Raw genomic sequence first — 22444 nt, 5'->3', positions numbered from 1 at the left:
CCTCAACCGATCTTGATGCGGGTGTCAGTCAGGAAGGCGTAGTCCGGAACCACCAGGTTCTTCGGCGCCGGTCCCTTACGAATGCGGCCCGAGGTGTCGTACACCGAGCCGTGGCACGGGCAGAACCAGCCGCCGTACTCGCCCGAACCGAAGGTCGGGATACAGCCCAGGTGGGTGCACGAGCCGATGACCACCAGATACTTGGAATGGCCGGGCTTCACGCGGGCGCTGTCCTCTTCCGGGTCCTTCAGGGATCCGGTCGGATTGACGGCCTCGGCGATTTCCTTGGCCGTGCGATAGCGCACGAACACGGGCTTGCCCTGCCAGGTGATGACGACCTGCTGGCCTTCCTGGACCTTGGACACGTCGAACTCGATGGTCGAAAGCGCCAGCGTATCCGCCGCCGGATTCATCTGGTTGATCAGCGGCCAGGCCACCATCGCCCCCGCGCCGACGGCCATGGCCCCGGCTGCGATATGGATGAAGTCACGGCGGGTGGCGTCAGACTCGACGCCCTCTGTAACGACCGGTTCGGCCACGTTTCACCCTCTTATTGGCCGTCGTCCCCGGACACCCGAAAGTGGAGCCGTCACGTCGGCAGTATGTCGCTTGCGAAGTCACGCGGGTTAACCCGGCCCGTCCCACGGTCATTGCCCGCAAGCTGCTGATGCTTCTTGCGAAACAGTCGCAAATTGGACCGCGACAAGCCCCCAGGCCACGCGTATTAGGGGCTTAGAATGCGTCTCGCCCTTTTTCAACCGGACATCCCGCAGAATGTCGGCGCCTGCATCCGCCTGGGCGCCTGTTTCGGCGTCGAACTGCATGTGATCGAGCCCGTCGGCTTCAATTTCGACGACCGCGCCATGAAGCGCGCCGCCCTCGATTACGGCCCTCTGGGCCATATGACACGGCATTCCGACTGGGACGCCTTCCAGCGCGACCGCGCGCCCGGCCGGCTGGTCCTGTTCACGACCCGGGGCGCGACCAGCCTGTCGAACTTCGTTTTCGAACCCGACGACGTGTTGCTGTTCGGTCGCGAGACCGTCGGCTCCCCCGACTACGTCCACGCCGCCGCCGCCGCCCGCGTCTTCATCCCGATTCGCCCGGAGACGCGTTCGCTGAACCTGTCGGTCAGCGCGGGGATCGGGCTGTGGGAGGGGTTGCGGCAGGTGCGCCCGGCCTAGACCCCACCGTCCTCGACGCCTTCCGCCGCCCGCACGTCCAGCAGGACCAGCCCCACGTCCACGCCCCCGCGGTAGTCACCGGGGATCAGCGGGGCCATCGGCAGCCTCTGCGTCCCGAATGCCTCGGTCGTCACGCCGATATGGTGGCCCGCCCAGCGCATCTCTCCGGTCAGGACGCCGGCCTCATGCGCGAACACCGGCCGGATCTCGCCCCGGATCATACGCTTCAACCGCTCCCAGTCGAAGGCTTCGCCACGCACCGGCGCCAGCACATGCAGTTCCTGAGGCGGCTCGCCCCGCTGCCCGTACCGGAACACCAGCACCCGCCACCCCTCGCCCCACCCGCCCCGGGGCATCGGCTGATACCGGAGTTGCCGCCCGAGCCGGGCCAGTCGGCTCCGGGTCCTGAAATACAGGGTGCCGAGCCGCCAGGGATCGCGGGCCGCCAGAAACATCTCGAACCTGGACACGGGTCACCCTCCGACAGCCACCGGAAATCAGATGGAGGTGCCACCGCGGGAGGCAAGCGGGGATCAGGTTTCGTCAGCGGGGCTGGCATCGTTGGATCAGGAGATCAGATCAGCCCTAAGCGGATTGCCAAGGGACATCGGCGTAGCGATCAGCATCGTTCGCCGGCCAAGGCGAGGCCAGCGCTTCGGCGGCCACACTGTTCGGGGCGACGCTTGCCGCCCGAAGCCGCTTGCGATGCTCGTTTATGGCCGTGACGTTGATCGCCTCGCTAATGGACAACCGGCGACCAAAGACTAGACCTTGGGGTTCTGGACGGATCCGCCGACGCTTTGCATCGTGGGGCTTTAGTGCCTTACCAAAGTATCGAGCAGCGCCTCGTGGCGTGTCCGCGTCACGGACATGTATGGCGACGTTTCGGTCAAATACCTCTCCCGCGACGCGCCGCACCCAATGCGGGAGCTTCGTCTCAAATGGCGCGCGACGGCCTTCCGGAATGTGCGCCACCCAATGGACATGGGTTCCATGAGGATGATGATCATGCTCGTGGACGTTCTCAACGACATAGTACCAAGCGGCAGGGCGGTGATCGACGGGATAGGCGCGCGTCGGTCGAAGCCACGGCGTGAAGTAGCCCCTGATAAGACGACGGATTGCGGGCCCGACGTTTTCGGGCTCACACGCTGTTGCTCCAAACTGGATCGTTGTCATCGTGTTCAGGGGAAGACCGATCTCAGCAGCAAATCGGATCGAGTAGTCTAGCTGATCGAACTGGCGCTTGTTGATGAACTCGCTCTGGCGCAAGGCGGTGTATCCGTTCCTCGGGGTGTAGCTGTATTGGCCCCTAATACTAGATAAAGAGGCGGCATCAAAACACGCCTATGAGAACTTGCCCTGAGTTCAGGCGGGGACTGGGTTTTCCGTCACTGCATCGTCGGTTTCCGTGTAGCAGTTTTTGACGCTTGTTAGTGGATTGTTCCTTGCTGCCTGAGGTGGTTTCCGGGCCGATCCATCCAATATGCGTCATCCTCGGGCCCCTCCCGAGGCCCCACGAGTCAGCGCGCGGATGGCCGGATGCGATCGTCACGGGTCGCGGGCCAGCGCCGACGGGCCACCGAACTCAACGCCGGGTCCTCGGGTCGTGCCCGAGGATGACGGGGGCATGTCGGCGTGGGTGCCTCACGCTCATTGCGAACCGTCGCGCCGCCTGTACGCGCATGCTATGATCGAACCGCCGACGTGACGGAATAGGTAGACGTATCGCAGCAGCGATCCTCCCGGGGTGCAGGTTCGATCCCTGTCGTTGGCCGCTATTGCGTTACGGCCTCGTGGACTTTGCAAATCGGCCTCGCGGTTAATGCCCATCTCGTCTTTCGTCATCCTCCGGCAAGCCGCTCTTGCGGCGCAGACCGGGGGACCCAGCGGCGCGCGACAGCGCGAACCCGTGCGGACACGAGGATTCAATATCCTGGCTGACCAGATCGCCTTCGGCGCCGCTGGGTCCCCCGGTCTCGCTGCGCTCGCCGGAGGATGACGAAGTTTGGGGCCCCTTCCGACAAAATAAGAATTTAATCCTACATCCGCCTTGCACCGCTCCCCCTCCCCTCCCACCTCCACGGCGGTCTTTGACATCGCACCCCGTCCCGAGCCGCCCTCAGGTTCGGCGTCCGAATTTCGCATAATCTGGCAGTCCGCGAGACGCCGAAAAACCTAACCCACTGAAATCGCCCGATATCGGTGGCAGGATCTGGCAGTCTGTCACCCTGTTTCGCGCACTGACACCGCCACGACTGGCACGGTTTGGCACGGTCTGGCCGCCCTTTTCGCGGCGCGGCCACTTCACCCCGCCGTATTGATCGCCATTCCCGGCCGCTCGTCCGCCTTGGACCGCGCCACGGCCTCGACGGCCCGCATGACCCGCAGCATGTTTTCGCCGGCCAGTTTGCGGATGTCGGCCTCGGTCCAGCCGGCGGCCATCAGGGCGGCGAGGATCTCCGGATAGGCGTCCACGCCGGTAATGCCGTCGGGCAGGCTGTCGACCCCGTCGAAGTCGCCGCCCAGACCCACATGATCGATGCCCGCGACGTCCTTCACATGCTGGATATGGGCCACGACGTCGGCGATCGTGGCGTGAGGCTTCGGATGGGCCTCGGCCCAGGCCGCCAGCGCCGGGTCCAGGGTTTCGGCCGAGGGGTCGGCGCCCAGACGGGTCGCCTCCTCCCCGAACTGCCGGTTCCAGTCGGCGATGGCCGCGCTGACGAAGCCTGGCACGAAGGTGACCATGACGATGCCGCCGTTCGCGGGCATCAGCCTCAGCACGGTATCCGGCACATTGCGCCGGTTACCCGTCACCGCCCGCGCCGAGGAGTGGGAGAAGATCACCGGCGCCTCCGAGACCCGGATGGCGTCCAGCATTGTCTCTTCGGAGACATGGGAGAGGTCGACCATCATCCCGATGCGGTTCATCTCGTGAACCACCGCCTCGCCGAACGGATTGAGCCCGCCCCATTTCGGCGCGTCGGTGGCGCTGTCGGCCCAAGAGGTAGTCTTCGAATGGGTCAGGGTCATATAGCGCGCCCCGGCGGCCTGGAACTCCCGCAGCAGGCCCAGGGAATCGTCGATCGAATAGCCGCCCTCCATGCCGATCAGGCTGGCGATCTTGCCGGACCGGTGAATGCGTTCGATGTCGTCGGCCGTCGTGGCCAGCTCGAACACGTCCGGATGGGCGGCCACGATGCGGCGCACCGTGTCGATCTGTTCGAAGGTCTCCTTGACCGCCTCAGCGGGGGTGATGTCCGCCGGGACATAGACCGACCACAGCTGGGCCCCGACCCCGCCCGCGCGCAGGCGGGGAATGTCGGTGTGCAGCCCCGTCGCGGTGAGGTCGGTCGTCAGATCGACCGCGCGGGGGTCGTTGCCGTGCTTCTCCCGCAGGGCCCAGGGCAGGTCGTTGTGCCCGTCGATCAGCGGGGTGGTCTTGAGGATCTCCAGCACCCTCGCCTCCCCGGCAGCATCCTGCGCCAGAACAGGGCCGGCGACGGCCGCGAGGCAAATCGCGGTCAGAAGGGCGGTGCGGATCATCAGAAACCTCCGGTTGGGGAGGCCCAGAACAGGCCAAGGGCCGGGGCGCGTCAACGCCCCGGCCCTCACCTGATCAACGAAGTCCGCTTAGCGGATGTCGTAGACGCCCGTGATGTCGATCTTCACCGACAGCTCGCCGGCCGAGACCGGGGTCGAGTCGGCGCCGGCGGACTGCATCCGCGCCATGGCGAAGACCGGCATCGGCGGCTGGGGCGCATAGCCGCCGCCCTCGTTCAGCGAGCGGATGCCGCCCAGCTGGACGCCGAGCGCCTCGGCATAGAGCCGCGCCTTGGCCTGCAGGGCCTGGACGGCCAGACGGCGCGCCTGATCCTCGGCGGTCTTCGGATCCTTGAGGCCGAAGGAGATGCCGTCGATCTGGTTGACGCCCGCGGCGACCACGGCGTCGGCCGTCGTGCCGACCTTGCTCAGGTCGTTGATGTTGACCGTGACCCGGTTGGTGGCCTGATAGCCGCGCAGCTTGGGCGGTTCGTTCTGGACGTAGTCGTACTGGGCCTGAAGGTTCAGGCCCGAGGTCTGGATGTCGCGCTCGGCGATCCCGGCCCGGCGCAGGGCGGCGGCGACCCGGGTCATCTGCGTCGCGTTCAGGGCCATGGCCTCCTGGGCCGTCGCGGCCTCGGTGACCACGCCGAAGGTGATGGTGGCCATGTCGGGCGCGACCTTGACCTCGCCGGTCGCGGACAGGTTCAGCGACGGCTGGGTCTGGATCATCTGGATGGTGCTGCTCACCGGAGCATTGCCGACGGATTGAGCAAAGGCGGCCGGAGCCGTCAGGGCGGTCGCGGCCATCAGGGCGCCGCCGACGGCCAGGGTGCGGAGTTTGAGGGTCATCTGGGGGTCTCCTGGGAACGAACCTTAACGGCCCGCGAAATGCGTGACCGCCATGAGTGTTCCTTTGGACCCTTCCTCCTGAACGACGACGTCAGCATTACGGTCAGGCTTCGTTCATCGGGATGAAATCGCCGACAGACTGGAGGCGGCTTTGCAGCCGGGCCCTCGCCTGCTAGGCCCACCCTTCGACCTTGGGGGCCTGTAGCTCAATGGTTAGAGCCGACCGCTCATAACGGTCTGGTTGGGGGTTCGAGTCCCTCCAGGCCTACCAAAGCCTTTGGGCCAGTCGCCTCAGTGGTGATCGCGATTCTGCCTGCGCATCCGCTGACGGCCGTAGAGGCGATCGTGGATGACCAGGGTGTCGCGGATCGTCGGCAGCACGAAGCAGGCGACAACCACGGGCGCGATAACGGACACCAGAATCAGCATTTTTTAGTCCTCCCGGCGCCACCCTGCCCACAAGCGGAGCCGTTGAGGAACAGGGTTAATCGAGACCCGTACCAAAGTTATAGGAACCCCAGCGGGTGTTCCGGGGCCTTGAAACCGGAGCGTTCCCGGGCTTGGCTCGGCGCATGCGCTTTCATCCCGTCTTCGAGAACATGCCCACCACCGTCTTCGAGACCATGTCGGGTCTGGCGAGGACCCACGAGGCGATCAACCTGGGTCAGGGGTTCCCCGATGCGCCGGGCCCTGAGGAGCTGAGGCAGGCGGCGGCCGACGCCGTGCTCCATGGCTCCAACCAGTACGCCCCCTCGCGCGGCCTGCCCGAGCTGCGCGCCGCCGTGGTCGAGCACTATGGGCGGCTGCAGGGCGTTCCCCTGACGACCGAAGGCGTGCTGATCACCTCGGGTGCGACCGAGGCCATCGCCGCCTCGGTGCTGGCGGTGGTCCGGCCCGGCGACGAGGTCGTGGTCTTCGAGCCGGTCTATGACGCCTATGTGCCCTTGATCGAGCGGGCCGGCGGGGTCGCCGTGCGGGTCCGGTTGAGCCCACCCGAGTGGAGGATCACCGAAGACCTGCTGAAGGACGTCGCGGGACCGAAGACCCGGGCCCTGATGTTCAACAACCCGCTGAACCCCGCCGGCCGGGCCTTCGATGCGGAGGAGATTGCGACCGTCGCCCGCTTCTGCGTCGAGCACGACCTGATCGCGATCAGCGATGAGGTCTGGGAGCATGTGATCTTCGACGGCCGCCAACACCGGTCGCTGCTGGCCGAACCGGGGATGGCGGGGCGCACCCTGAAGATCGGCTCGGCGGGCAAGATGTTCGGCCTGACCGGCTGGAAGATAGGCTTCGTCTGCGGCGCGCCCGAAGTCGTCGATCCGGTCGCCAAGGCGCACCAGTTCCTGACCTTCGCCACCGCCCCCAATCTGCAGACCGCGGTCGCGCAGGGGCTGGCCTGGCCGGAAGACCGGTTCACGACCCTGCGGGCCGAGATGCAACGATCGCGCGACCGGCTGGCCGCCGGACTGACAGCGCGGGGCTATGTCACCACGGCCAGCGAAGGGACCTACTTCCTGTGCGTGGACCTGAAGGCGTCAGGCGTCGATCTGGACGATGAGGACTTCTGCCTTCGGCTGGTGACCGGGTTCGGGGTCGCGGCCATCCCGGTCTCGGCCTTCATGACCGGCGAGGGGCGGCCGACCGGAATCGTGCGCCTGTGCTTCGCCAAGGCCGACGCCGTGCTGGACGAGGCGATCGTCAGGCTGGGCCGGGCGCGGGACGCCCTGGCCGGCTAGGTCAGTATCCCGGTCCCGGGCCGTCTGGTCCGCGCGGGCCGGGGCCCGGCGAGGCGGCGAATCGGCAGGAGTCCTCGCGCAGCCGCTCCTGCTGGCGGATCCAGCCACGGTCGTAGCGGGGATCGGCGGCATAGGGCAGCGGCGGGTTGCGGCGGCCCCAGCGGACCTCGCCGAAGTAGCGCGGCTCGTCGATGAACCCGCCATCGCGGCTGTACCAGCCACAGCCGGCGTTGAACCGCGCCAGACCCGGCAAGGTGTAGGCGTCGTTGACGTAGGGCAGGCCCAGGGCGCCCTCTTCCTCGGCCCACCACTGCTGCGGATAGGGCCGGGTCATGCAGGTGAAGCGGTCGTCGCGGCGGCGGCCGTTCCAGTCGGGGCTGTAGCGGCCGCGATATTCGTCGCGGAAGTCGGGGGCGCAGATGTCGCCGCGCGACCAGACCCGGTTGCGGTTGGCGTCGATGTCGCCGCGCGGCCCGGCGTAGAACGGCTGGTCCACGCCCGAGAAGATGCTGGAGGTCACCACGGCCCGGCCGGCGTCGGCATAGACCCCGACGTAACGGGCCCGGACGCGGGAATCGTCCAGCTTGGCCTCGCCGCCGTAAACGACCAGACCCTTGTCGGCGAGGCAGATCTTCGAGCCCTGGACGCTGACGCGCGTGCCGTCGACGGCGACCCCTTCATTATAGCCGCAGATCCGGCTGTTCACGATGTTCAGCTCGCCGATCTCGCGGCGCGAGCGGACGTTCACCCCGATGGACCGCGGGCCGAAGTTGGACGGATTGTGCTCACCCGTCAGATAAACGGAGCTGATCAGCGACGGCCCGCCCGCGCCAGGCGCGACCTCGATGCCCGACTGGGCGTTCAGCACATTGACGCTGACGGCGGTCAGGGTGCCGTCCTCGACCAGGATGGCCGGCGACATCGTCTTGGCGTCGATCGAGCTGTTGCGGATGTCCAGCTGCCCGCCGCGGATCAGGAAGGGCGATTCATTGCCGACATAGCGCAGGGAGACGCGATCCAGCACCACCGTCGCCTCGTCGCCCGCCACACAGGGGGCGTCGCCGGCGGAGGGGGCGGCCATGGCCAGATCCGTGATCACGGCGCGCACGCCGGGCGCCACGGTGATGCAGGGCAGGCCTTCGGGCGCCTGAAGCGTGATCTGGCCGGCGTATGTGCCCGAGCCGCGCACGGTCATGGGCTTGTCGATGTTGATCCAGCCGACGCAGGCGCCGCCGTTCGAGCGAATGGTCAGGGTGCCGCCCGCCGGAACGCGGCGCACGGCATTCTCGATCGCGCCGCTGCCCGGATTGCCGCCACAGGTCACCACGACCTCGTTCGGACCGGTGCCCGGGCCGTAGCCGGGGCCCCAGCCGGCGCCCGGACCGGGACGCCAGTCGGGGCGATAGTCAGGCCGGTAGGTGCGGTAGTCGTAGCGGCGATGGTTTCGGTTGCGCGTCCCGGCTGAGGGGCTGAGCAGCAGGCCAAAATTCGGCCGGGTCTGCGCCTCGACCCGCGCCGCGGTCTGGGCGGCGGCCGGGGCGGCGTCAAAGGCGGTGAAGACCAAGGCCGTCGCAGCGGCGGCCAGGGTCAGGAGGCGGAACGTGGAAGCCGGCGGCGTCTTCATCGGAAAGTCGCCTCCTAGCGGCGCGGTGAGCGGGAGACCTGGGCCAGGACGGCTTGCAGGCGCGAGGCCGAGGGGCCGAAGCCCGCCAGCGCGGAATCGATGCGGTAGGCGACAGCCTCGGCCTTGTCCTGATCCGCCACCCCGGCGACGCCGAGGGCGAAGAAGGTGGACATGGCGAACTTGGCCTCCGGATTCCCCTGCTTGTCGGCCAGGGAATACCAGTGGAAGGCGCGGGCGTAGTCGGGGGGCACCCCGATGCCCTCGGAATACATGACCGCCAGCACCAGCTGGGCCTCGGACGAGCCGTTCATAGCCGCCAGCTGGATGGCGCGCACCTTCTCCAGCGGCGAGAGGTAGGAATCCATCGGATGGCCCAGCATGGCCTCGAAGGATTCGATCTCGTGCTTGGTCAGGCGGTTCGGCTCGGTCGGCACGACCGAGACCACGCCCAGATATTTGAGCGCCCGCCCGACGTGGACGAATGGCATCTCCGTCTGCATCCGCGACAGGGCGTAGTCATAGGCGTCGCCGCGCGGACGGCTCTCGTCCGAGAAGGGCACGCCCGAGGCCGGGGCGTCGTTGGGATAGAATTCGTAGGGCGGCACCCACTGGCGGGCCTTGGCCTCGACGAAGGCGCCGGAGGCCGCACGGCTGGGCGAGGAGCGCTCGAAGTCCTTGAGCAGGACATAGGCGCCGACGTCACCCGTCTGAACTGCGAGGTAGTTGTAGAGATAGGCGTCGACGTCGTTGCGCTGGAACAGATTGACCGCCGAATAGCGGGTTCCGCGCCATTGCTCGTCGCGGCTGGCTCCGTCCTTGCGGCCATAGGCCTCGCGGCCTTCGGGATTGTCCTCGGGCTCGCCGAAGGGGCCGAACAGGGAATCGTGCAGTCGGGCCAGGGTGCGGAAGCCCTGGGCGTCCTGGGTCGACAGGATGTAGATCATCCGGTCGCGGACCTCTTCCTGCTCGTCGCGCGACATGCGCGACAGCTGGCCGTCCAGACGGTTGTAGGCCTCGTGGCGTTCCCAGGCGCGACAGTCATCGTAGCGCGACAGCGAGCGCAGACGACCGAACATGCCCCGGCGCTCGGCGCGGTTGATCGGCGAATAGCCCTGGTCGTTGGCCAGGGCCATGCCGGTCCAGACCGAGCTTTCGATCGGATCCTCGATATTCTTGTCGGTGGCGCGCACGGCGGCGTAGCGCTGACCCAGCTCGAGCTGGGCGAAGAAGTCGCCGCGGAAGGCCGCCCGGCGCAGGGCGCGCAGGCCTGCTTCCTGGGCGTTGAATTCAGATCCGGTCAGGGAGGCGGGGCGCGGACAGGCGTTGGCGTTGCCGCCCCCGCCCTGACGCCAGAAGGTCGGGCCGTGATCGCCGCAGCTGGCGACGGTTCCGGCCACAACGGCCAGAGCCACAATGGCGGCGACAGCCGTCAGCGGCCCGCGCATGTTGCGCGAGCCCCGTTCAGAGCCTTGGCCAGCTCGGTGGCCGGCCCGATGATTGTCGTCCCCCTCGCTCATCCCCGTCCCCGAATCCCCATGCGCCACGCGACCTTAGCCAAACTAGCGGTGTTAACCATTCCGCAAACCGGCGTTCGGGTCTAGTGACTTTGCAGTATGGTTAACGCGCTTTTGCAACAAAGCGTTGCCGCATAACGACCAAATTGCGACTCTGCGGGACTTACCCCCGGATTTCAGTGACTTGCGGGGCTCGCCTCACAGGCGAGTGCGTCAAGACGCGCACAGGTCGCGGAGCGCACCGAAGAGGCCTATATGCGCCCTTCACGCCCCCTTTCGACGCCCGCGAGCCTCCCGATGTCCTATGTCGCCCGATCCGACCGTCCCGCCGACAAAGCCCAGGCCTATGCCGAGGTCGAGGCCGAAATCCTGGCGGTTCTGGATGGGGAAACGAATTGTACGGCCCGGATGGCGACGGTCGCCTCCATGCTGGCGGACGCCTTCGACGCCTATTTCTGGACCGGCTTCTATGTCGTGGACGCCGACAAGCCGCGTGAACTGGTGGTCGGCCCCTATCAGGGCACCCTGGGCTGTCTGAGGATCGCCTTCGGGCGCGGCGTCTGCGGTACGGCGGCCGAGACCGGCCAGACCCAGCTCGTTGAAGATGTTCATGCCTTCCCGGGCCATATCGCCTGCGACAGCCGTTCGGAGAGTGAGATCGTGGTTCCGGTGTTCGACGCCTCGGGCGCCCTGATCGCCGTCTTCGACGTGGATGCGACCGAGAAGGCCGCCTTCGACGAAGTGGACGCCGAGGCCCTGGAGCGTTTGCTCAAGGCCGTCTTCGCCGCCTAGGTTTCGGGCGAGCGAGGGACCGACCGCATGACCACCGAACTCTGGAGAAGCGTTCTCTATCTGCCGGCGTCGAACGCGCGGGCGATCGAGAAGGCGCGGACGCTGGATTGCGACGTCGCCGTGCTGGATCTGGAAGACGCCGTCGCGCCGGAGATGAAGGCAGAGGCCCGCGCCGCCGCCGTCGAGGCCGTTCGCGCTGGCGGCTTCGGGCCGCGGCTGGGCGTGCGGATCAATGGGCTCGACACCGAATGGGGCGTCGAGGACCTCAAGGCGCTGGCGGGGACCGAGGTCGGGCTGATCGTCGCGCCCAAGGTCGAGAGCGCCGGGGCCGTGCGCGCCCTGAACGCCGCCCTGCCCGCAAGCGCCACCCTGATCGCCATGATCGAGACCCCGGCGGCCCTGATGCGGCTGGAGAGCATCGCCGGGGCCGGCGGGGCCTTGGCGGGCCTGATGCTGGGCGTGAATGATCTGGCGGCGACGCTGGGGACGGGTCCGTCTGCGGATCGCGAACCGCTCAAGCCCTGGCTGGCGGCGACGGTGGCGGCGGCGCGGATGCATGGACTGGCCGTGCTGGACGGAGTTTTCAACCGCATCGAGGACGCCCAAGGCCTGACCACCGAATGCGCGCAGGGCCGGCTCTACGGCTTCGACGGCAAGAGCCTGATCCATCCGTCCCAGATCGCTGTCGCCAACGCCGCCTTCGCCCCCTCACCCGCCGAGGTGGCCCAGGCAGAGGCCATCGTCGCCGCCTTCGCCGACCCGGCCTCGGACGGCAAGGGCGCGATCCGCGTGGGCGGCGCCATGGTCGAACGGCTGCATCTCGCCTCGGCGGAGCGGCTGCTGAAGCGGCATCGGATGGCCAGCGGGGGCTAGGCGCGAACCGCGACCGCCCGTAGACACGAACCGTGACTGCTTCGCCCCTCTCATCATCGACAAAGACCCCCGCCTGGGTCTGCGCGCCCGGCGTGCTCAAGGTCCCGTTTCTGGCCGAGTTTCTGCCGGACTACGCCCTCGGCGCCCTGCCCGGCCCCGATGTGAAGGCCGTGTTCGGTTGGGGCATGAAGCCGACGGCGGCGGCCGGGCGGCGGCTCGCGGAGAAACGCGGCATCCCTTACGTGGCGCTCGAGGATGGCTTCCTGCGCTCGGTCGGTCTTGGCGAGAGCGGGGCGACCTCGCTGAGCCTGATCGTCGACGACCTCGGCGTCTATTACGACGCGACCCGGCCCTCGCGGCTGGAGGATTTGATCCGCACGGCGCCCGACTGGTGCGACGCCGCCCTGACGGCCCGGGCGCGCGGCCTGATCGACCGGATCGTGGCCTCTGGCGTGTCCAAGACCAATATGGGCGGGCCGCTGGACCAGAGCCTGCTCAAGCCCGGCCGGCGCGTCCTGATCGTGGACCAGACCCTGGGTGACGCCTCGATCGGCTACGGAATGGCGACGACCCAGTCGTTCAGCGACATGATCGCCGCCGCGCGCCGCGACGAGCCGGACGCCCAACTGATCGTCAAACGCCATCCCGCGGTGGCGGCTGGGCGCAAACAGGGCTGTATCGCCACGGCCGATCTGAACCGCGTCACCCTGATCGACACCGACGTCCGGCCCGCCGACCTGCTGGCCCATGTGCACGCCGTCTATGTCGTGACCTCGGCTCTGGGGTTCGAGGCCCTGTTGCGCGGCCTGCCGGTCCGCTGCTTCGGCGCGCCCTTCTATTCCGGCTGGGGCCTGACCACGGACGCCGTCGACACAGGTCGCCGGGGTGAGACGCGAACGATCGAACAGGTCAGCGCCGCCGCCCTGATCCGCTACACCCGCTATGTCGATCCGATCACGGGCAAGCGCTGCGAGGCCGAGCAGGCGCTGGACAGGCTGATCCGGCTGCGCGACCGGGCCGGGCGGCTGCAGGGCTTCTGGGCCGCCGCCGGCTTCGCCCCGGCCAAGCGCCCGCCGATCCGCAAGCTGCTCAACTCCCCGCGCGGCGAGGTCCGCTATCACTGGTTCGCCCGCAACGCCGCGAAAGCCGCCGAGGAACGCCACGGCAAGTTCATCTGGTGGGCCGGCAAGGAGAGCCCGCCGATCCTTCAGGCCGCCGCCGCGACCACGGCGCCGACGGTGCGCATGGAGGACGGCTTCATCCGCTCGCGCGGCCTGGGCTCGGACTTCTTCGGCGCCCTGTCGGTCGTGCTGGACGATCTGGGCGTCTATTACGACGCCACCGGCCCCAGCCGTCTGGAGACGCTGATCGCGACCAAGGACTACGACGCCACGGCCCTGAGCCGCGCCGCGCGGCTGCGTGACCGGATCGTCGAGGCCGGGCTGTCGAAATACAATCTGAAGGGCGAACCGCCCGCTGGATGGCCGACGGACCGGGAGCGGCTGCTGGTCGTGGGCCAGGTCGAGAACGACCGCTCGATCCGGCTAGGCTGCACCGACATCCGCACCAACTCCGGGCTGGTCGAGGCGGCGCGGCGGGACTTTCCGGACGCGCATCTGATCTATCGCAACCACCCGGACGTCACCGCGGGCAACCGCCCGGGACTTCTGGACGCCGGGGCGATGGATGCGGTGGACGCGGTCGCCGACGATCTCGACATCATCGACTGTCTGAACGCCTGCGACCGGCTGGTCACCCTGACTTCGTTGTCGGGGTTCGAGGCCCTGATGCGCGGCAAGGCGGTGACCACCTATGGCCGGCCCTTCTATGCGGGATGGGGTCTGACCGATGACCGGACCGGGCCGTTCGAACGCCGGGGCCGCAAGGTTTCGCTGGAAGACCTGCTGCACGCGACCCTGATCGACTATCCGCTCTACGTTACGCCCACGGGCTGGCCGTGCGAGGCCGAGGATCTGGTCGAGGCCCTGATCGCGGCGCGCGATACGCCCCTGCCCGCCCCGCCGCGCGGCCGGATAAACCGGTGGTGGAGAGGGATCAGAGCCTCTCTCGACCAGACGCCTCCACCGGCCTATTAGACGGGTCCAGAAAAAGAACGGACCGCCCCCTCGTGCCCGAGGCGCCGCCCGTCGAGCGTCAGGGTAGAGTAGATATGATCCCGTCCGTCATCGCCGCCACCGGCCTGTTCACGCCCGAACAGTCAGTCTCCAACGAAGAGCTGGTCGAGGCCTACAACGCCTGGGCCGACCAATGGAACGCCGACCACGCGATGGAAATCGCCGAGGGCGACGTCGCGGCTTTGACCCATTCCTCGGTGCCGTTCATCGAGAAGGCCTCGGGCATCAAGTCGCGCTTCGTGCTCGACAAGGCCGGGATCATCGACCCGAAGCGGATGGCGCCGAACATCCCCGAACGCTCCAACGACGAGCTGTCGATCATGGCCGAGATGGCCGTCGCCGCCGCGAAACAGGCCATCGAGGCCTGGGGCAAGCCGGTTAGCGAGATCGGCGCCGTGCTCTGTGCCGCGTCGAACATGCCCCGCCCCTACCCGGCTCTGGCCGTCGAGATCCAGCAGGCGCTGGGCATCGAGGGCTTCGGCTTCGACATGAACGTCGCCTGCTCCTCGGCGACCTTCGGCATCAAGACCGCCGCCGACTTCATCGGCTCGGGCTCGGTCAAGGCGGTGCTGATGGTCAACCCCGAGGTCTGTTCGGCCCACCTGAACTTCAAGGACCGCGACAGCCACTTCATCTTCGGCGACGTCTGCACCGCCGTGATCGTCGAGGCGAAGGATCAGGCCGGACCCGGCGGCTGGGATATCCTGGGCACCCGGCTGAAGACCGTCTTCTCGAACAACATCCGGAACAATTTCGGCTTCCTGAACAACGCGGCGCCCGAGGGCATCGGCAAGCCGGACAAGCTGTTCATCCAGCAGGGCCGCAAGGTGTTCAAGGACGTGGTGCCGATGGTGTCCGACATGATCGTCGACCACGCCGGCGAGCTGGGCCTCGATCCGCACGAACTCAAGCGCCTGTGGCTGCACCAGGCCAATATCAACATGAACGAGTTCATCGGCCGCAAGGTGCTGGGCCGCGACCCGACGCCGGAAGAGAACGTCATCGTCCTGGACGAATACGCCAACACCTCCTCGGCCGGGTCGATCATCGCCTTCCACCTGCGTCACGACGGCTTCGAACCCGGCGACACCGGCCTGATCTGCAGCTTCGGCGCCGGCTATTCAGCCGGCACCGTGTTCGTCAGGAAGCGCGCCTAGCCCCTCAAGGCTTCGCCGCCGGCGTTCCCGCCGGATGCGTCGCCTTCCACATCATGGCGCTGTGGATGCGATTGCCGACGCTGGGGTGGTCATAGAAGAGGATCTCCTCCAGCTTGCCCGGCGAGGGCGCGCGATACTCCGCCGTCTTGATCAGGGCCTTGGACAGGCCGTCCGGCTCATTGGCGTGAACCAGTGAGAAGTGGTCAGCGTCGGCCTCGGTGACGCGGGTCAGGGTGTTCATCAAGGGCGTGCCGATGAAGCCCAGGAAGGCGAGCACCGCCATCACGATCGGCAGGCCCGCCGGATCGCGGATGTCGCCGACCTTGTTCGCGCCCAGCAGCTTCCTCGCCACCGGATAGAGACGGTCGGTCAGCCAGAAGGCCAGGGCGACCAGGACGATCATCACGCCGACGATCCAGAGGATATGGCCGCGCACATAGTGGCCCATCTCGTGACCCACGACGCCGCGGACCTCGGCGAGGTCGGCGCCCTTGGCGAACATGACGTCGCTCATCGCCACCCGCGCCGAGCCGAACAGACCCGAGACATTGGCGGTGTAGCGGTCCGACTGTTTGGACCCATTGTAGATATAGATCTTGTCCGACGGGGTGCCGGTCTCTTTCGCGAGCGCCACAACCGCATCGCGGACCGGGCCGTTCGGCGCGGGCGTATAGGTGTTGAACAGGGGCTCGATCAGGATCGGCGACACGACCAGACCGATGACGATGACCACGGCCATCAGGGCCGCGCCCCACGCCCACCAGAGCTTCCGCGCACGCCGGATCAGGGCGTAGAGCCCGACCAGAACCAGCGACATCACCACCGTCGAGATGGCCGCACTGATCAGCCCCTCGACGAACCAGCCCATGAAGGGTTGCTCGGTCAGGCCGTACTGACCCTCGCGATACCAGCTGGTGTAGATCGACCACGGCAGGTTGAGCACCCAGCTGAAGGCCAGATAGACAAGGCCCACGAGGAAGGAGGCCAGAACCGGCCGGGCCTTACGCTTCTCGATGCCCTCGCGGATCCGCCCGAGCAGATTGGTGCGGACGATGATCCAGGCGACCACGATGGAGACCACGAAGCCCCACAGGATCAGCCAGTGCCCGCCCTGGGTATAGGCCACCGCCTTGGCCGTATCGGCCGGCGAAAGCGTCGCCAACCAGGCGGCGGTCGCCGCGTCCGGATCGAATGTCGTCATGTCTGAGCCCCCTCTTTGAAGGGGGCAGAGGACGCCGGGTCGCGGGGTTTGTCAGCTAAATTCGAAGAAAGGCGGCGCTCGAAAGGCAGGCCGCTTCACAAACATTCTACCGCAAAGCCCCCGGCCCCGCTTGCACGCAGGGGGCGAGTTTGCGAGGAAGACTTGAATCGAGACTGTGTGCACGTGGGGTGACCTGACCGATGAGCCAGAACCAGAAGAATTCTGCAGCGCCGAACGAGAAACTTTCGTTCCTGGAATCCCTCGCCCGCGATGTGGCGCTGGTGCTCAAGAGTCTGGGCGGTTCAGCCCATCAGAACGTCGTCATCGACTGCGTTGCCGCCATGAAGCGCAACCGCGGCGAACCCGTCGCGCCGGACTTGCGGAACGCCGTGGTCGAGGCCTTCGAACGCTACTCCCAGTGGTTCACCCGCCCCTTCGGCGAGGGCTCGATGCGCTGGGCCCTGATCGCCGAACCAGGCTGACGAAGCCGGCAATCCGAACATGCAAAAGGGGCGGCTCTCGCGAGCCGCCCCTTTGTCGTTTCCGACGTACGCGATCAGAACTTGCGGACGAAGCTCAGCGCATAGGTGTCGGCGCCACCCTGGTCGTGCTGGAAGTCACGATAGGTGTAGTCGGCGCGGATGCCGTTGCGGGCGTCCAGGTTGTAGGTCGCGCCGGCGCCGTAGTTCCAGCTGGTCAGGTGGTCGCTGGCGGCGATGCCGGCGGCCGAACCCTTGACCTCGGTCACGCCGTAACCGGCGCGGGCGAACAGGTCGATGTTGGAGGTCACCGGCAGGCTGGCGACGGCATAGCCGGCGACGTCATAGCGGTGCTCGACCTTGCCGCTGACACCGGCGACATTGACGTCGTCATGGCCGACGCCGAACGAGGTTTCGGCTTCGACGCCGAAGTTCGGGTGCAGCTTGGCGCCCACGCGGCCGGTCACCGCGCCGAGATCGGCATTGTCGGTGTCCAGTTGAGTGTAGCCCAGAGTGCCGTAATAGGTCGGCGAAGTCACAGTCTGCGCCATAGCAGGAACAGCAAACAGCGAGAGAGCAGCGGTAGCGAGAAGAATGTTACGCATTGTTTCTTATTAACTCCTAGATGTGATGACTTGCGAGGTCATCAGCCCCATCCAGCGAGTTGTTAAATGGGCATGCGGCTTGGCCGTTCCAAGGCCAAACCATTACAGTCCGGTAAGTGTGCGCCAACTGACACAGACCGCGTTCGCGGAAGGCCGTTACATAACCGTCGCAGAAATCAGCATCCGGCCGACCATCCGACCGCCGCCAGCAGGGTCGAGGCCATGGCGTTGGCGGGGGTCTCGACGCTGTGGATCCGGCCCAACCGGACGATGACGCCGTTGCGCGCATCCCATTCCATCGGCCGCCTTGCCAGTCGATCGCCAAGGATGGAGTTGACCGAGTCCGCCGGCGAGGTCATCGCCCGCTCCACCACCCAGTCGGGGATGTGATCGCCCAGATCGGCGCCGACAGCCCGGCCGACACGCACGCACTCCCACACCAGTTCGCGGGTCAGGTCCGCAATGCCCTCGGCCCGCACCACCCCGCCCGGCTCGCCGGTCAGTGCGTTGATCGCCCCGGCGCAGTTCAGTGACAGCTTGGTCCAGGCGGCGGTCAGGAAGTCGTCAGTGGTTGAAGCCTCGATTACGCTCTCGGCGAAAAGGGTGACGAAGGCCTCGCCCGCCTCCCCGGCCGGGACGGTGACGGTGCCGTTGCGGCGATGCTGGATGCGGCCCGGCGCCGTCCGTTCGGCCGGCACGTCGACGATCACCGGCACGATGCGGTCGGCAGGCAGGAAGGGGGTGAAACGCTCGACGTGCTCCACGCCGTTCTGGAGCACCGCGACCCGGGTCTCCGGACCGAGCAGAGGCTTCAGCCAGGCGGCGGCCGACGCCACGTCATAGGCCTTGGTCGCGACCAGAACCCAATCCACGGGCGCCGTGATCTGGCCGGGGTCAGTGACCACGCGCGGATCGGCCTCGATGATCGCCCCGTCGGGCGCCTCGACCACCAGCCGGTCCAGCGGCGACCGGGCGCACAGGGTCAGGTCGCCGACCAGGGGGCTACGTGAGATCCAGGCCGCGATGGTTCCGCCGACGGCGCCGGGACCGACGACGGCGACGGACAGTTTGGATGCGGTCATGGCAGGGCTCCGGCTGGGACGCCCATCTAATGACACCGGTGAACCGTCACAACCGCGCCAAGCTGGTTCAGGGCGTCAGTCCAGGGAGTCCGCCAGCCGGTTCAGGGCGCCGGCAGGATCGTCGGCGATGATCTCCCCGTGAGAGACCAGAATGCGTTTCAGCTCCGGCCGCGCGGCCCAGGCGCGAAATTGGGCGGCAAGCGCGGCCTTGTCCTTGATCATCTTCCTGACCGGCTTGGGCACATGCGGTTCGTCGCCGGCGAATTTGGTCAGCTTCAGGAAGGCGCCAGACAGGCCGTGAGCGTCGCGGATATTGCCGACGATGTCGTTGAGGACCAGCGTGAGGCCGTCTGCGCGCCGGACCTCCAGCGCGAGTTCCTGCTGTTCCGTGCCCGCCACATCGAGCAGGGTCACATCGGGATCCCCGAAATCAGCGGCGACCTCGTCCACGGGAGCGACCTCGGCGACCTTGTCGCGCGCGCCCGCGGGAGCAATCACCTGTGCGTCCGGATAGCGGTCCTTCCAGATGCCGACATCCAGCCGATGCATGGCGTCCGGCGCGATCAGGAAGGCCGGCGTCCCGAAGGCCTCCAGCCGCTCCATCTCGTCTTCTTCCAGGGCGATAGCGCTGAAGATGACCAGTCCGCCGTCCGCCAGACGCACCACCGTCATGCGACGATCCAGCTGGCCCATCGGCATGCCGATCTTGCCCACCACCGTGAGCACCCCCTCATCGACCGGCGTCAATTCGCCATGCGGCAGGACGGTCCAGGTCAGGTGCGGGGCGGGCATGCCCTGTTAGCGATCCTTTTCGCGTTCCGTTCCCGAGCGGACGGACAGGGCGGCCTGGGCGGCGGCCAGACGGGCGATCGGCACGCGATACGGCGAGCAGCTCACATAGGTCAGGCCCACGGTCTCGCAGAAGGCGATCGACGACGGATCGCCGCCGTGCTCGCCGCAGATGCCCATCTTGATGTCCGGACGCACCGTCTTGCCGCGCTCGGCCGCGATGCGGATCAGATCGCCGACGCCGTCCTGATCGAGGCGGACGAAGGGATCGGTTTCGAAGATGCCCTTGTCCATATAGGCCTGCAGGAACCGACCGGAGTCGTCGCGGCTGATGCCGAAGGTCGTCTGGGTCAGGTCGTTGGTGCCGAAGGAGAAGAACTCGGCGTGCTCGGCCAGATCGGCGGCGCGCAGGGCCGCGCGCGGCAGTTCGATCATCGTCCCGACCAGATAATCGACCGTGTCCCCGGCCTCGGCGAAGACGGCCTTGGCGGTCCGGTCGGTCAGTTCGCGCAGGAACTTCATTTCCAGACCGAGGGCGACCAGCGGGTGCATGATCTCGGGGATCGGGGCCTCGGCCGCCGTCTTCTTCACCTCGAGCGCGGCTTCGAGGATGGCCCGGACCTGCATCTCGTAGATTTCCGGATAGGCGACGCCGAGGCGAGCGCCCCGGTGGCCCAGCATCGGGTTGGTCTCATGCAGCTCGCGCGCCCGCTTCTTCAACTTGGCGGCGTCGATGCCCGAGGTCTCGGCCAGGGCGTCGATGTCTTCGTCCGTGTGCGGGATGAACTCGTGCAGCGGCGGGTCGAGCAGGCGGATGGTGACCGGCAGGCCGGCCATGATCGTGAACAGCTCGACGAAGTCCGACTTCTGGAACGGGGCGATCTTGGCCAGGGCGACGCGACGGCCGGCCTCGTCGTCGGACAGGATCATCTCGCGCACGGCGGCGATCCGCTCTTCGTCGAAGAACATATGTTCGGTGCGGCAAAGGCCGATGCCCTCGGCGCCGAAGCCGCGCGCGGTGCGGGCGTCCAGCGGGGTCTCGGCATTGGCGCGGACCTTCAGGCGGCGGACCTTGTCGGCCCAGCTCATCAGGGTCTGGAAGTCGCCGGTCAGCTCGGGCTCGATCATGGCCACGGCGCCGTCCAGCACCTCGCCCTTCGACCCGTCGATGGTGATCACCTCGCCGGCCTTGAAGACGCGGCCGCGCGCCGTGAAGGTCTGGGCGGCTTCGTCGATGTGGATCTCGCCGGCGCCGGAGACGCAGGGGCGCCCCATGCCGCGCGCCACGACCGCGGCGTGGCTGGTCATGCCCCCGCGCGCCGTGACGATGCCGCGCGCCGCATGCATGCCGTGGATGTCCTCAGGGCTTGTCTCCTCACGCACCAGAATGACGGCGTCGCCCAGCTGGCTGGCCTTTTCGGCCGCATCGGCGTCGAAAACGATCTTGCCGGTCGCGGCGCCGGGCGAGGCTGGCAGGCCGGCTGCGACGACCTTGCGCTCGGCCTTCGGGTCGAGCGTCGGGTGCAGTAGCTGGTCGAGCGCGGCGGGCTCGACGCGGCTGATGGCTTCTTCTTCGGTGATCACACCCTCGGCGGCTAGGTCGACGGCGACCTTGAGCGCCGACTTGGCGGTGCGCTTGCCGTTGCGGGTCTGCAGCATCCACAGACGGCCCTGTTCGACCGTGAACTCGATGTCCTGCATGTCGCGGTAGTGGCTTTCCAGCCGCCCGACGACGTCGACGAACTCGGCGAAGACCACGGGCATGGCCTCTTCCATCGAGGGGGCCGTCTCGCCCATCTCCTCGCGGCCGACCTTCGTCAGGGACTGCGGCGTGCGGATGCCCGCGACCACGTCCTCGCCCTGGGCGTTGATCAGGAACTCGCCGTACAGGCGGGCGTCGCCGGTCGAGGGGTTGCGGGTGAAGGCCACGCCCGTCGCCGAGGTCTCGCCCATATTGCCGAACACCATCGACTGGACGTTGACCGCCGTGCCCCAGCTTTCGGGGATGTCGTGCATGCGGCGATAGAATTTGGCCCGGTCGTTCATCCAGCTGGCGAAGACGGCCGAGACGGCGCCCCAGAGCTGGTCCTGCGGGTCCTGCGGGAAGGGCTGGCCCAGTTCGCGCTCAACCACGGTCTTGTACTCGGCGACGACCTTCTCCCAGTCGGCGGCCGACAGGTCGGTGTCGACGGTGACGCCCAGACGGTCCTTGTGGTCGTCCAGCACCTCTTCGAAGTCGTCGTGGCTCAGGCCAAGCACGACGTTGGAATACATGGTGATGAAACGGCGGTAGCTGTCGAAGGCGAAGCGGCGGTCGCCCGAGAGTTTCGCCAGCCCCTCGACCGTCTGGTCGTTGAGGCCCAGGTTGAGAACGGTGTCCATCATCCCCGGCATCGAGGCCCGCGCGCCCGAGCGCACCGAGACCAGCAGGGGGTTAGCGGCGTCACCGAAGGTCTTGCCGACGATGCCCTCGACCTTCTTCAGCCCTGCGGCGACCTCGGCCGCCAGGGTCTCGGGGTAGGTCTGGCCGTTCGAATAGTAGTGGACGCAGGCCTCGGTGGTGATGGTGAAGCCCGGCGGGACCGGCAGGCCCAGCGAAGACATCTCGGCCAGGTTCGCGCCCTTGCCGCCGAGAAGATTCTTCATCGACGCGTCGCCGTCGGCGGACCCGCCGCCGAAACCGTACACCCACTGAGTCATGCCTTAGCCCCTGAGTTAGCCAGTCTGTCGTGTCGTTGGCGGGTTGCCCCCGCTCCTGCGCGCCTGACTACATTGCTGCGACTGCGAAGGCGAGCCCGGGCTGTAACAAAGCGTGAGGAAAATGGCGGTTCCCGTAACAATTTATGGGCCGCACCTCGTCCGGGCGCCAATC

The 22444-nt window shown here is 67.3% G+C and carries 20 protein-coding genes, 1 tRNA gene and 1 pseudogene; 9 read left to right on the top strand and 13 right to left on the bottom strand.

Annotated elements, in window-relative coordinates; genetic code table 11:
- Positions 1–2 precede the first annotated feature (2 nt).
- Positions 3–539, bottom strand: coding sequence for a ubiquinol-cytochrome c reductase iron-sulfur subunit (petA, locus tag AC07U0_RS15600; RefSeq protein ID WP_494720889.1), 537 nt, complete (start codon positions 537–539; stop codon positions 3–5).
- 198 nt (positions 540–737) lie between these two features.
- On the opposite strand from petA, the gene AC07U0_RS15595 reads away from it, so the two are divergent.
- Positions 738–1184, top strand: a complete 447-nt coding sequence (locus AC07U0_RS15595; protein ID WP_494720888.1) for a tRNA (cytidine(34)-2'-O)-methyltransferase — start codon at positions 738–740, stop codon at positions 1182–1184.
- On the opposite strand, the gene AC07U0_RS15590 is transcribed toward AC07U0_RS15595, so the two are convergent.
- Positions 1181–1654 (bottom strand): hypothetical protein, encoded by a 474-nt coding sequence (locus AC07U0_RS15590; protein ID WP_494720887.1) that lies wholly within the window; start codon positions 1652–1654, stop codon positions 1181–1183. The genes AC07U0_RS15595 and AC07U0_RS15590 overlap by 4 nt on opposite strands.
- Positions 1655–1769: 115 nt before the next feature.
- Positions 1770–2456 (bottom strand): hypothetical protein, encoded by a 687-nt coding sequence (locus AC07U0_RS15585; RefSeq protein WP_494720886.1) that lies wholly within the window; start codon positions 2454–2456, stop codon positions 1770–1772.
- Between the two features lie 429 nt (positions 2457–2885).
- Here AC07U0_RS15585 and AC07U0_RS15580 point away from each other — a divergent pair.
- A pseudogene (locus AC07U0_RS15580) lies at positions 2886–2961 on the top strand.
- Positions 2962–3491: 530 nt separating this feature from the next.
- Here AC07U0_RS15580 and AC07U0_RS15575 read toward each other — a convergent pair.
- Both AC07U0_RS15575 and AC07U0_RS15570 read right to left on the bottom strand, forming a co-directional pair.
- On the bottom strand, positions 3492–4733 hold the full coding sequence (locus tag AC07U0_RS15575; RefSeq protein ID WP_494720885.1) for a dipeptidase: 1242 nt from the start codon (positions 4731–4733) through the stop codon (positions 3492–3494).
- Positions 4734–4820: 87 nt separating this feature from the next.
- Positions 4821–5582 (bottom strand): SIMPL domain-containing protein, encoded by a 762-nt coding sequence (locus AC07U0_RS15570; protein WP_494720884.1) that lies wholly within the window; start codon positions 5580–5582, stop codon positions 4821–4823.
- Positions 5583–5777: 195 nt separating this feature from the next.
- Between AC07U0_RS15570 and AC07U0_RS15565 the strand changes: the two genes are divergently transcribed.
- Positions 5778–5853: transfer RNA gene (locus tag AC07U0_RS15565), tRNA-Ile, on the top strand.
- Positions 5854–5873: 20 nt separating this feature from the next.
- Here AC07U0_RS15565 and AC07U0_RS15560 read toward each other — a convergent pair.
- Positions 5874–6011 (bottom strand): hypothetical protein, encoded by a 138-nt coding sequence (locus AC07U0_RS15560; RefSeq protein WP_494720883.1) that lies wholly within the window; start codon positions 6009–6011, stop codon positions 5874–5876.
- Positions 6012–6154: 143 nt separating this feature from the next.
- Here AC07U0_RS15560 and AC07U0_RS15555 point away from each other — a divergent pair, with 143 nt between their 5' ends.
- Positions 6155–7321: an aminotransferase gene (locus tag AC07U0_RS15555; protein ID WP_494720882.1), complete on the top strand. Its 1167-nt coding sequence runs from the start codon at positions 6155–6157 to the stop codon at positions 7319–7321.
- A gap of 1 nt (position 7322) precedes the next feature.
- Here the strand turns inward: AC07U0_RS15555 and AC07U0_RS15550 are convergent, their stop codons facing one another.
- Together AC07U0_RS15550 and AC07U0_RS15545 are read right to left on the bottom strand one after the other, a co-directional pair.
- The gene (locus tag AC07U0_RS15550; RefSeq protein WP_494720881.1) at positions 7323–8945 is read right to left on the bottom strand and encodes a hypothetical protein; all 1623 of its coding nucleotides are present in this window, start codon (positions 8943–8945) and stop codon (positions 7323–7325) included.
- Positions 8946–8959: 14 nt separating this feature from the next.
- Positions 8960–10390, bottom strand: coding sequence for a tetratricopeptide repeat protein (locus AC07U0_RS15545; RefSeq protein WP_494720880.1), 1431 nt, complete (start codon positions 10388–10390; stop codon positions 8960–8962).
- 366 nt (positions 10391–10756) lie between these two features.
- On the opposite strand from AC07U0_RS15545, the gene AC07U0_RS15540 reads away from it, so the two are divergent.
- The 4 genes from AC07U0_RS15540 (at position 10757) to AC07U0_RS15525 (ending at position 15416) form a co-directional block, all read left to right on the top strand.
- Positions 10757–11251, top strand: a complete 495-nt coding sequence (locus AC07U0_RS15540) for a GAF domain-containing protein (RefSeq protein WP_494720879.1) — start codon at positions 10757–10759, stop codon at positions 11249–11251.
- A 27-nt stretch (positions 11252–11278) separates the two neighbouring features.
- Positions 11279–12124, top strand: a complete 846-nt coding sequence (locus AC07U0_RS15535; protein WP_494720878.1) for an HpcH/HpaI aldolase/citrate lyase family protein — start codon at positions 11279–11281, stop codon at positions 12122–12124.
- 32 nt (positions 12125–12156) lie between these two features.
- The gene (locus AC07U0_RS15530) at positions 12157–14220 is read left to right on the top strand and encodes a capsule polysaccharide biogenesis protein (RefSeq protein ID WP_494720877.1); all 2064 of its coding nucleotides are present in this window, start codon (positions 12157–12159) and stop codon (positions 14218–14220) included.
- A gap of 74 nt (positions 14221–14294) precedes the next feature.
- Positions 14295–15416, top strand: coding sequence for a beta-ketoacyl-ACP synthase III (locus AC07U0_RS15525; RefSeq protein WP_494720876.1), 1122 nt, complete (start codon positions 14295–14297; stop codon positions 15414–15416).
- A gap of 4 nt (positions 15417–15420) precedes the next feature.
- Here the strand turns inward: AC07U0_RS15525 and AC07U0_RS15520 are convergent, their stop codons facing one another.
- The gene (locus AC07U0_RS15520) at positions 15421–16617 is read right to left on the bottom strand and encodes a M48 family metallopeptidase (RefSeq protein ID WP_494720875.1); all 1197 of its coding nucleotides are present in this window, start codon (positions 16615–16617) and stop codon (positions 15421–15423) included.
- A gap of 200 nt (positions 16618–16817) precedes the next feature.
- Between AC07U0_RS15520 and AC07U0_RS15515 the strand changes: the two genes are divergently transcribed.
- Positions 16818–17099 (top strand): hypothetical protein, encoded by a 282-nt coding sequence (locus tag AC07U0_RS15515; protein WP_494720874.1) that lies wholly within the window; start codon positions 16818–16820, stop codon positions 17097–17099.
- 74 nt (positions 17100–17173) lie between these two features.
- On the opposite strand, the gene AC07U0_RS15510 is transcribed toward AC07U0_RS15515, so the two are convergent.
- The 4 genes from AC07U0_RS15510 to ppdK all read right to left on the bottom strand — a co-directional run bounded on the left by AC07U0_RS15510 (position 17174) and on the right by ppdK (position 22272).
- Positions 17174–17701 carry a porin family protein gene (locus AC07U0_RS15510; protein ID WP_494720873.1) on the bottom strand — a complete coding sequence of 176 codons (528 nt, stop codon included), beginning with the start codon at positions 17699–17701 and terminating at the stop codon, positions 17174–17176.
- A gap of 176 nt (positions 17702–17877) precedes the next feature.
- On the bottom strand, positions 17878–18783 hold the full coding sequence (locus tag AC07U0_RS15505) for a 2-dehydropantoate 2-reductase (protein WP_494720872.1): 906 nt from the start codon (positions 18781–18783) through the stop codon (positions 17878–17880).
- A gap of 75 nt (positions 18784–18858) precedes the next feature.
- On the bottom strand, positions 18859–19575 hold the full coding sequence (locus AC07U0_RS15500) for a hypothetical protein (protein WP_494720871.1): 717 nt from the start codon (positions 19573–19575) through the stop codon (positions 18859–18861).
- 6 nt (positions 19576–19581) lie between these two features.
- Positions 19582–22272: a pyruvate, phosphate dikinase gene (ppdK, locus tag AC07U0_RS15495; RefSeq protein ID WP_494720870.1), complete on the bottom strand. Its 2691-nt coding sequence runs from the start codon at positions 22270–22272 to the stop codon at positions 19582–19584.
- Positions 22273–22444: the final 172 nt, after the last annotated feature.

This window comes from Brevundimonas sp. GW821-FHT02A10, assembly GCF_059422025.1.
This window is presented reverse-complemented; position numbering and strand designations above follow the sequence as displayed.

Excerpts from the sequence above, each read along its gene's own strand:
- AC07U0_RS15515 (WP_494720874.1), top strand. The coding sequence starts at position 16,818 with ATGAGCCAGAACCAGAAGAATTCTGCAGCGCCGAACGAGAAACTTTCG.
- AC07U0_RS15570 (WP_494720884.1), bottom strand. The coding sequence starts at position 5,582 with ATGACCCTCAAACTCCGCACCCTGGCCGTCGGCGGCGCCCTGATGGCC.
- AC07U0_RS15510 (WP_494720873.1), bottom strand. The coding sequence starts at position 17,701 with ATGCGTAACATTCTTCTCGCTACCGCTGCTCTCTCGCTGTTTGCTGTT.
- AC07U0_RS15520 (WP_494720875.1), bottom strand. The coding sequence starts at position 16,617 with ATGACGACATTCGATCCGGACGCGGCGACCGCCGCCTGGTTGGCGACG.
- AC07U0_RS15525 (WP_494720876.1), top strand. The coding sequence starts at position 14,295 with ATGATCCCGTCCGTCATCGCCGCCACCGGCCTGTTCACGCCCGAACAG.
- AC07U0_RS15575 (WP_494720885.1), bottom strand. The coding sequence starts at position 4,733 with ATGATCCGCACCGCCCTTCTGACCGCGATTTGCCTCGCGGCCGTCGCC.
- AC07U0_RS15535 (WP_494720878.1), top strand. The coding sequence starts at position 11,279 with ATGACCACCGAACTCTGGAGAAGCGTTCTCTATCTGCCGGCGTCGAAC.
- ppdK (WP_494720870.1), bottom strand. The coding sequence starts at position 22,272 with ATGACTCAGTGGGTGTACGGTTTCGGCGGCGGGTCCGCCGACGGCGAC.
- AC07U0_RS15555 (WP_494720882.1), top strand. The coding sequence starts at position 6,155 with ATGCGCTTTCATCCCGTCTTCGAGAACATGCCCACCACCGTCTTCGAG.
- AC07U0_RS15595 (WP_494720888.1), top strand. The coding sequence starts at position 738 with ATGCGTCTCGCCCTTTTTCAACCGGACATCCCGCAGAATGTCGGCGCC.
- AC07U0_RS15560 (WP_494720883.1), bottom strand. The coding sequence starts at position 6,011 with ATGCTGATTCTGGTGTCCGTTATCGCGCCCGTGGTTGTCGCCTGCTTC.
- AC07U0_RS15500 (WP_494720871.1), bottom strand. The coding sequence starts at position 19,575 with ATGCCCGCCCCGCACCTGACCTGGACCGTCCTGCCGCATGGCGAATTG.
- AC07U0_RS15505 (WP_494720872.1), bottom strand. The coding sequence starts at position 18,783 with ATGACCGCATCCAAACTGTCCGTCGCCGTCGTCGGTCCCGGCGCCGTC.
- AC07U0_RS15540 (WP_494720879.1), top strand. The coding sequence starts at position 10,757 with ATGTCCTATGTCGCCCGATCCGACCGTCCCGCCGACAAAGCCCAGGCC.
- AC07U0_RS15545 (WP_494720880.1), bottom strand. The coding sequence starts at position 10,390 with ATGCGCGGGCCGCTGACGGCTGTCGCCGCCATTGTGGCTCTGGCCGTT.
- AC07U0_RS15550 (WP_494720881.1), bottom strand. The coding sequence starts at position 8,945 with ATGAAGACGCCGCCGGCTTCCACGTTCCGCCTCCTGACCCTGGCCGCC.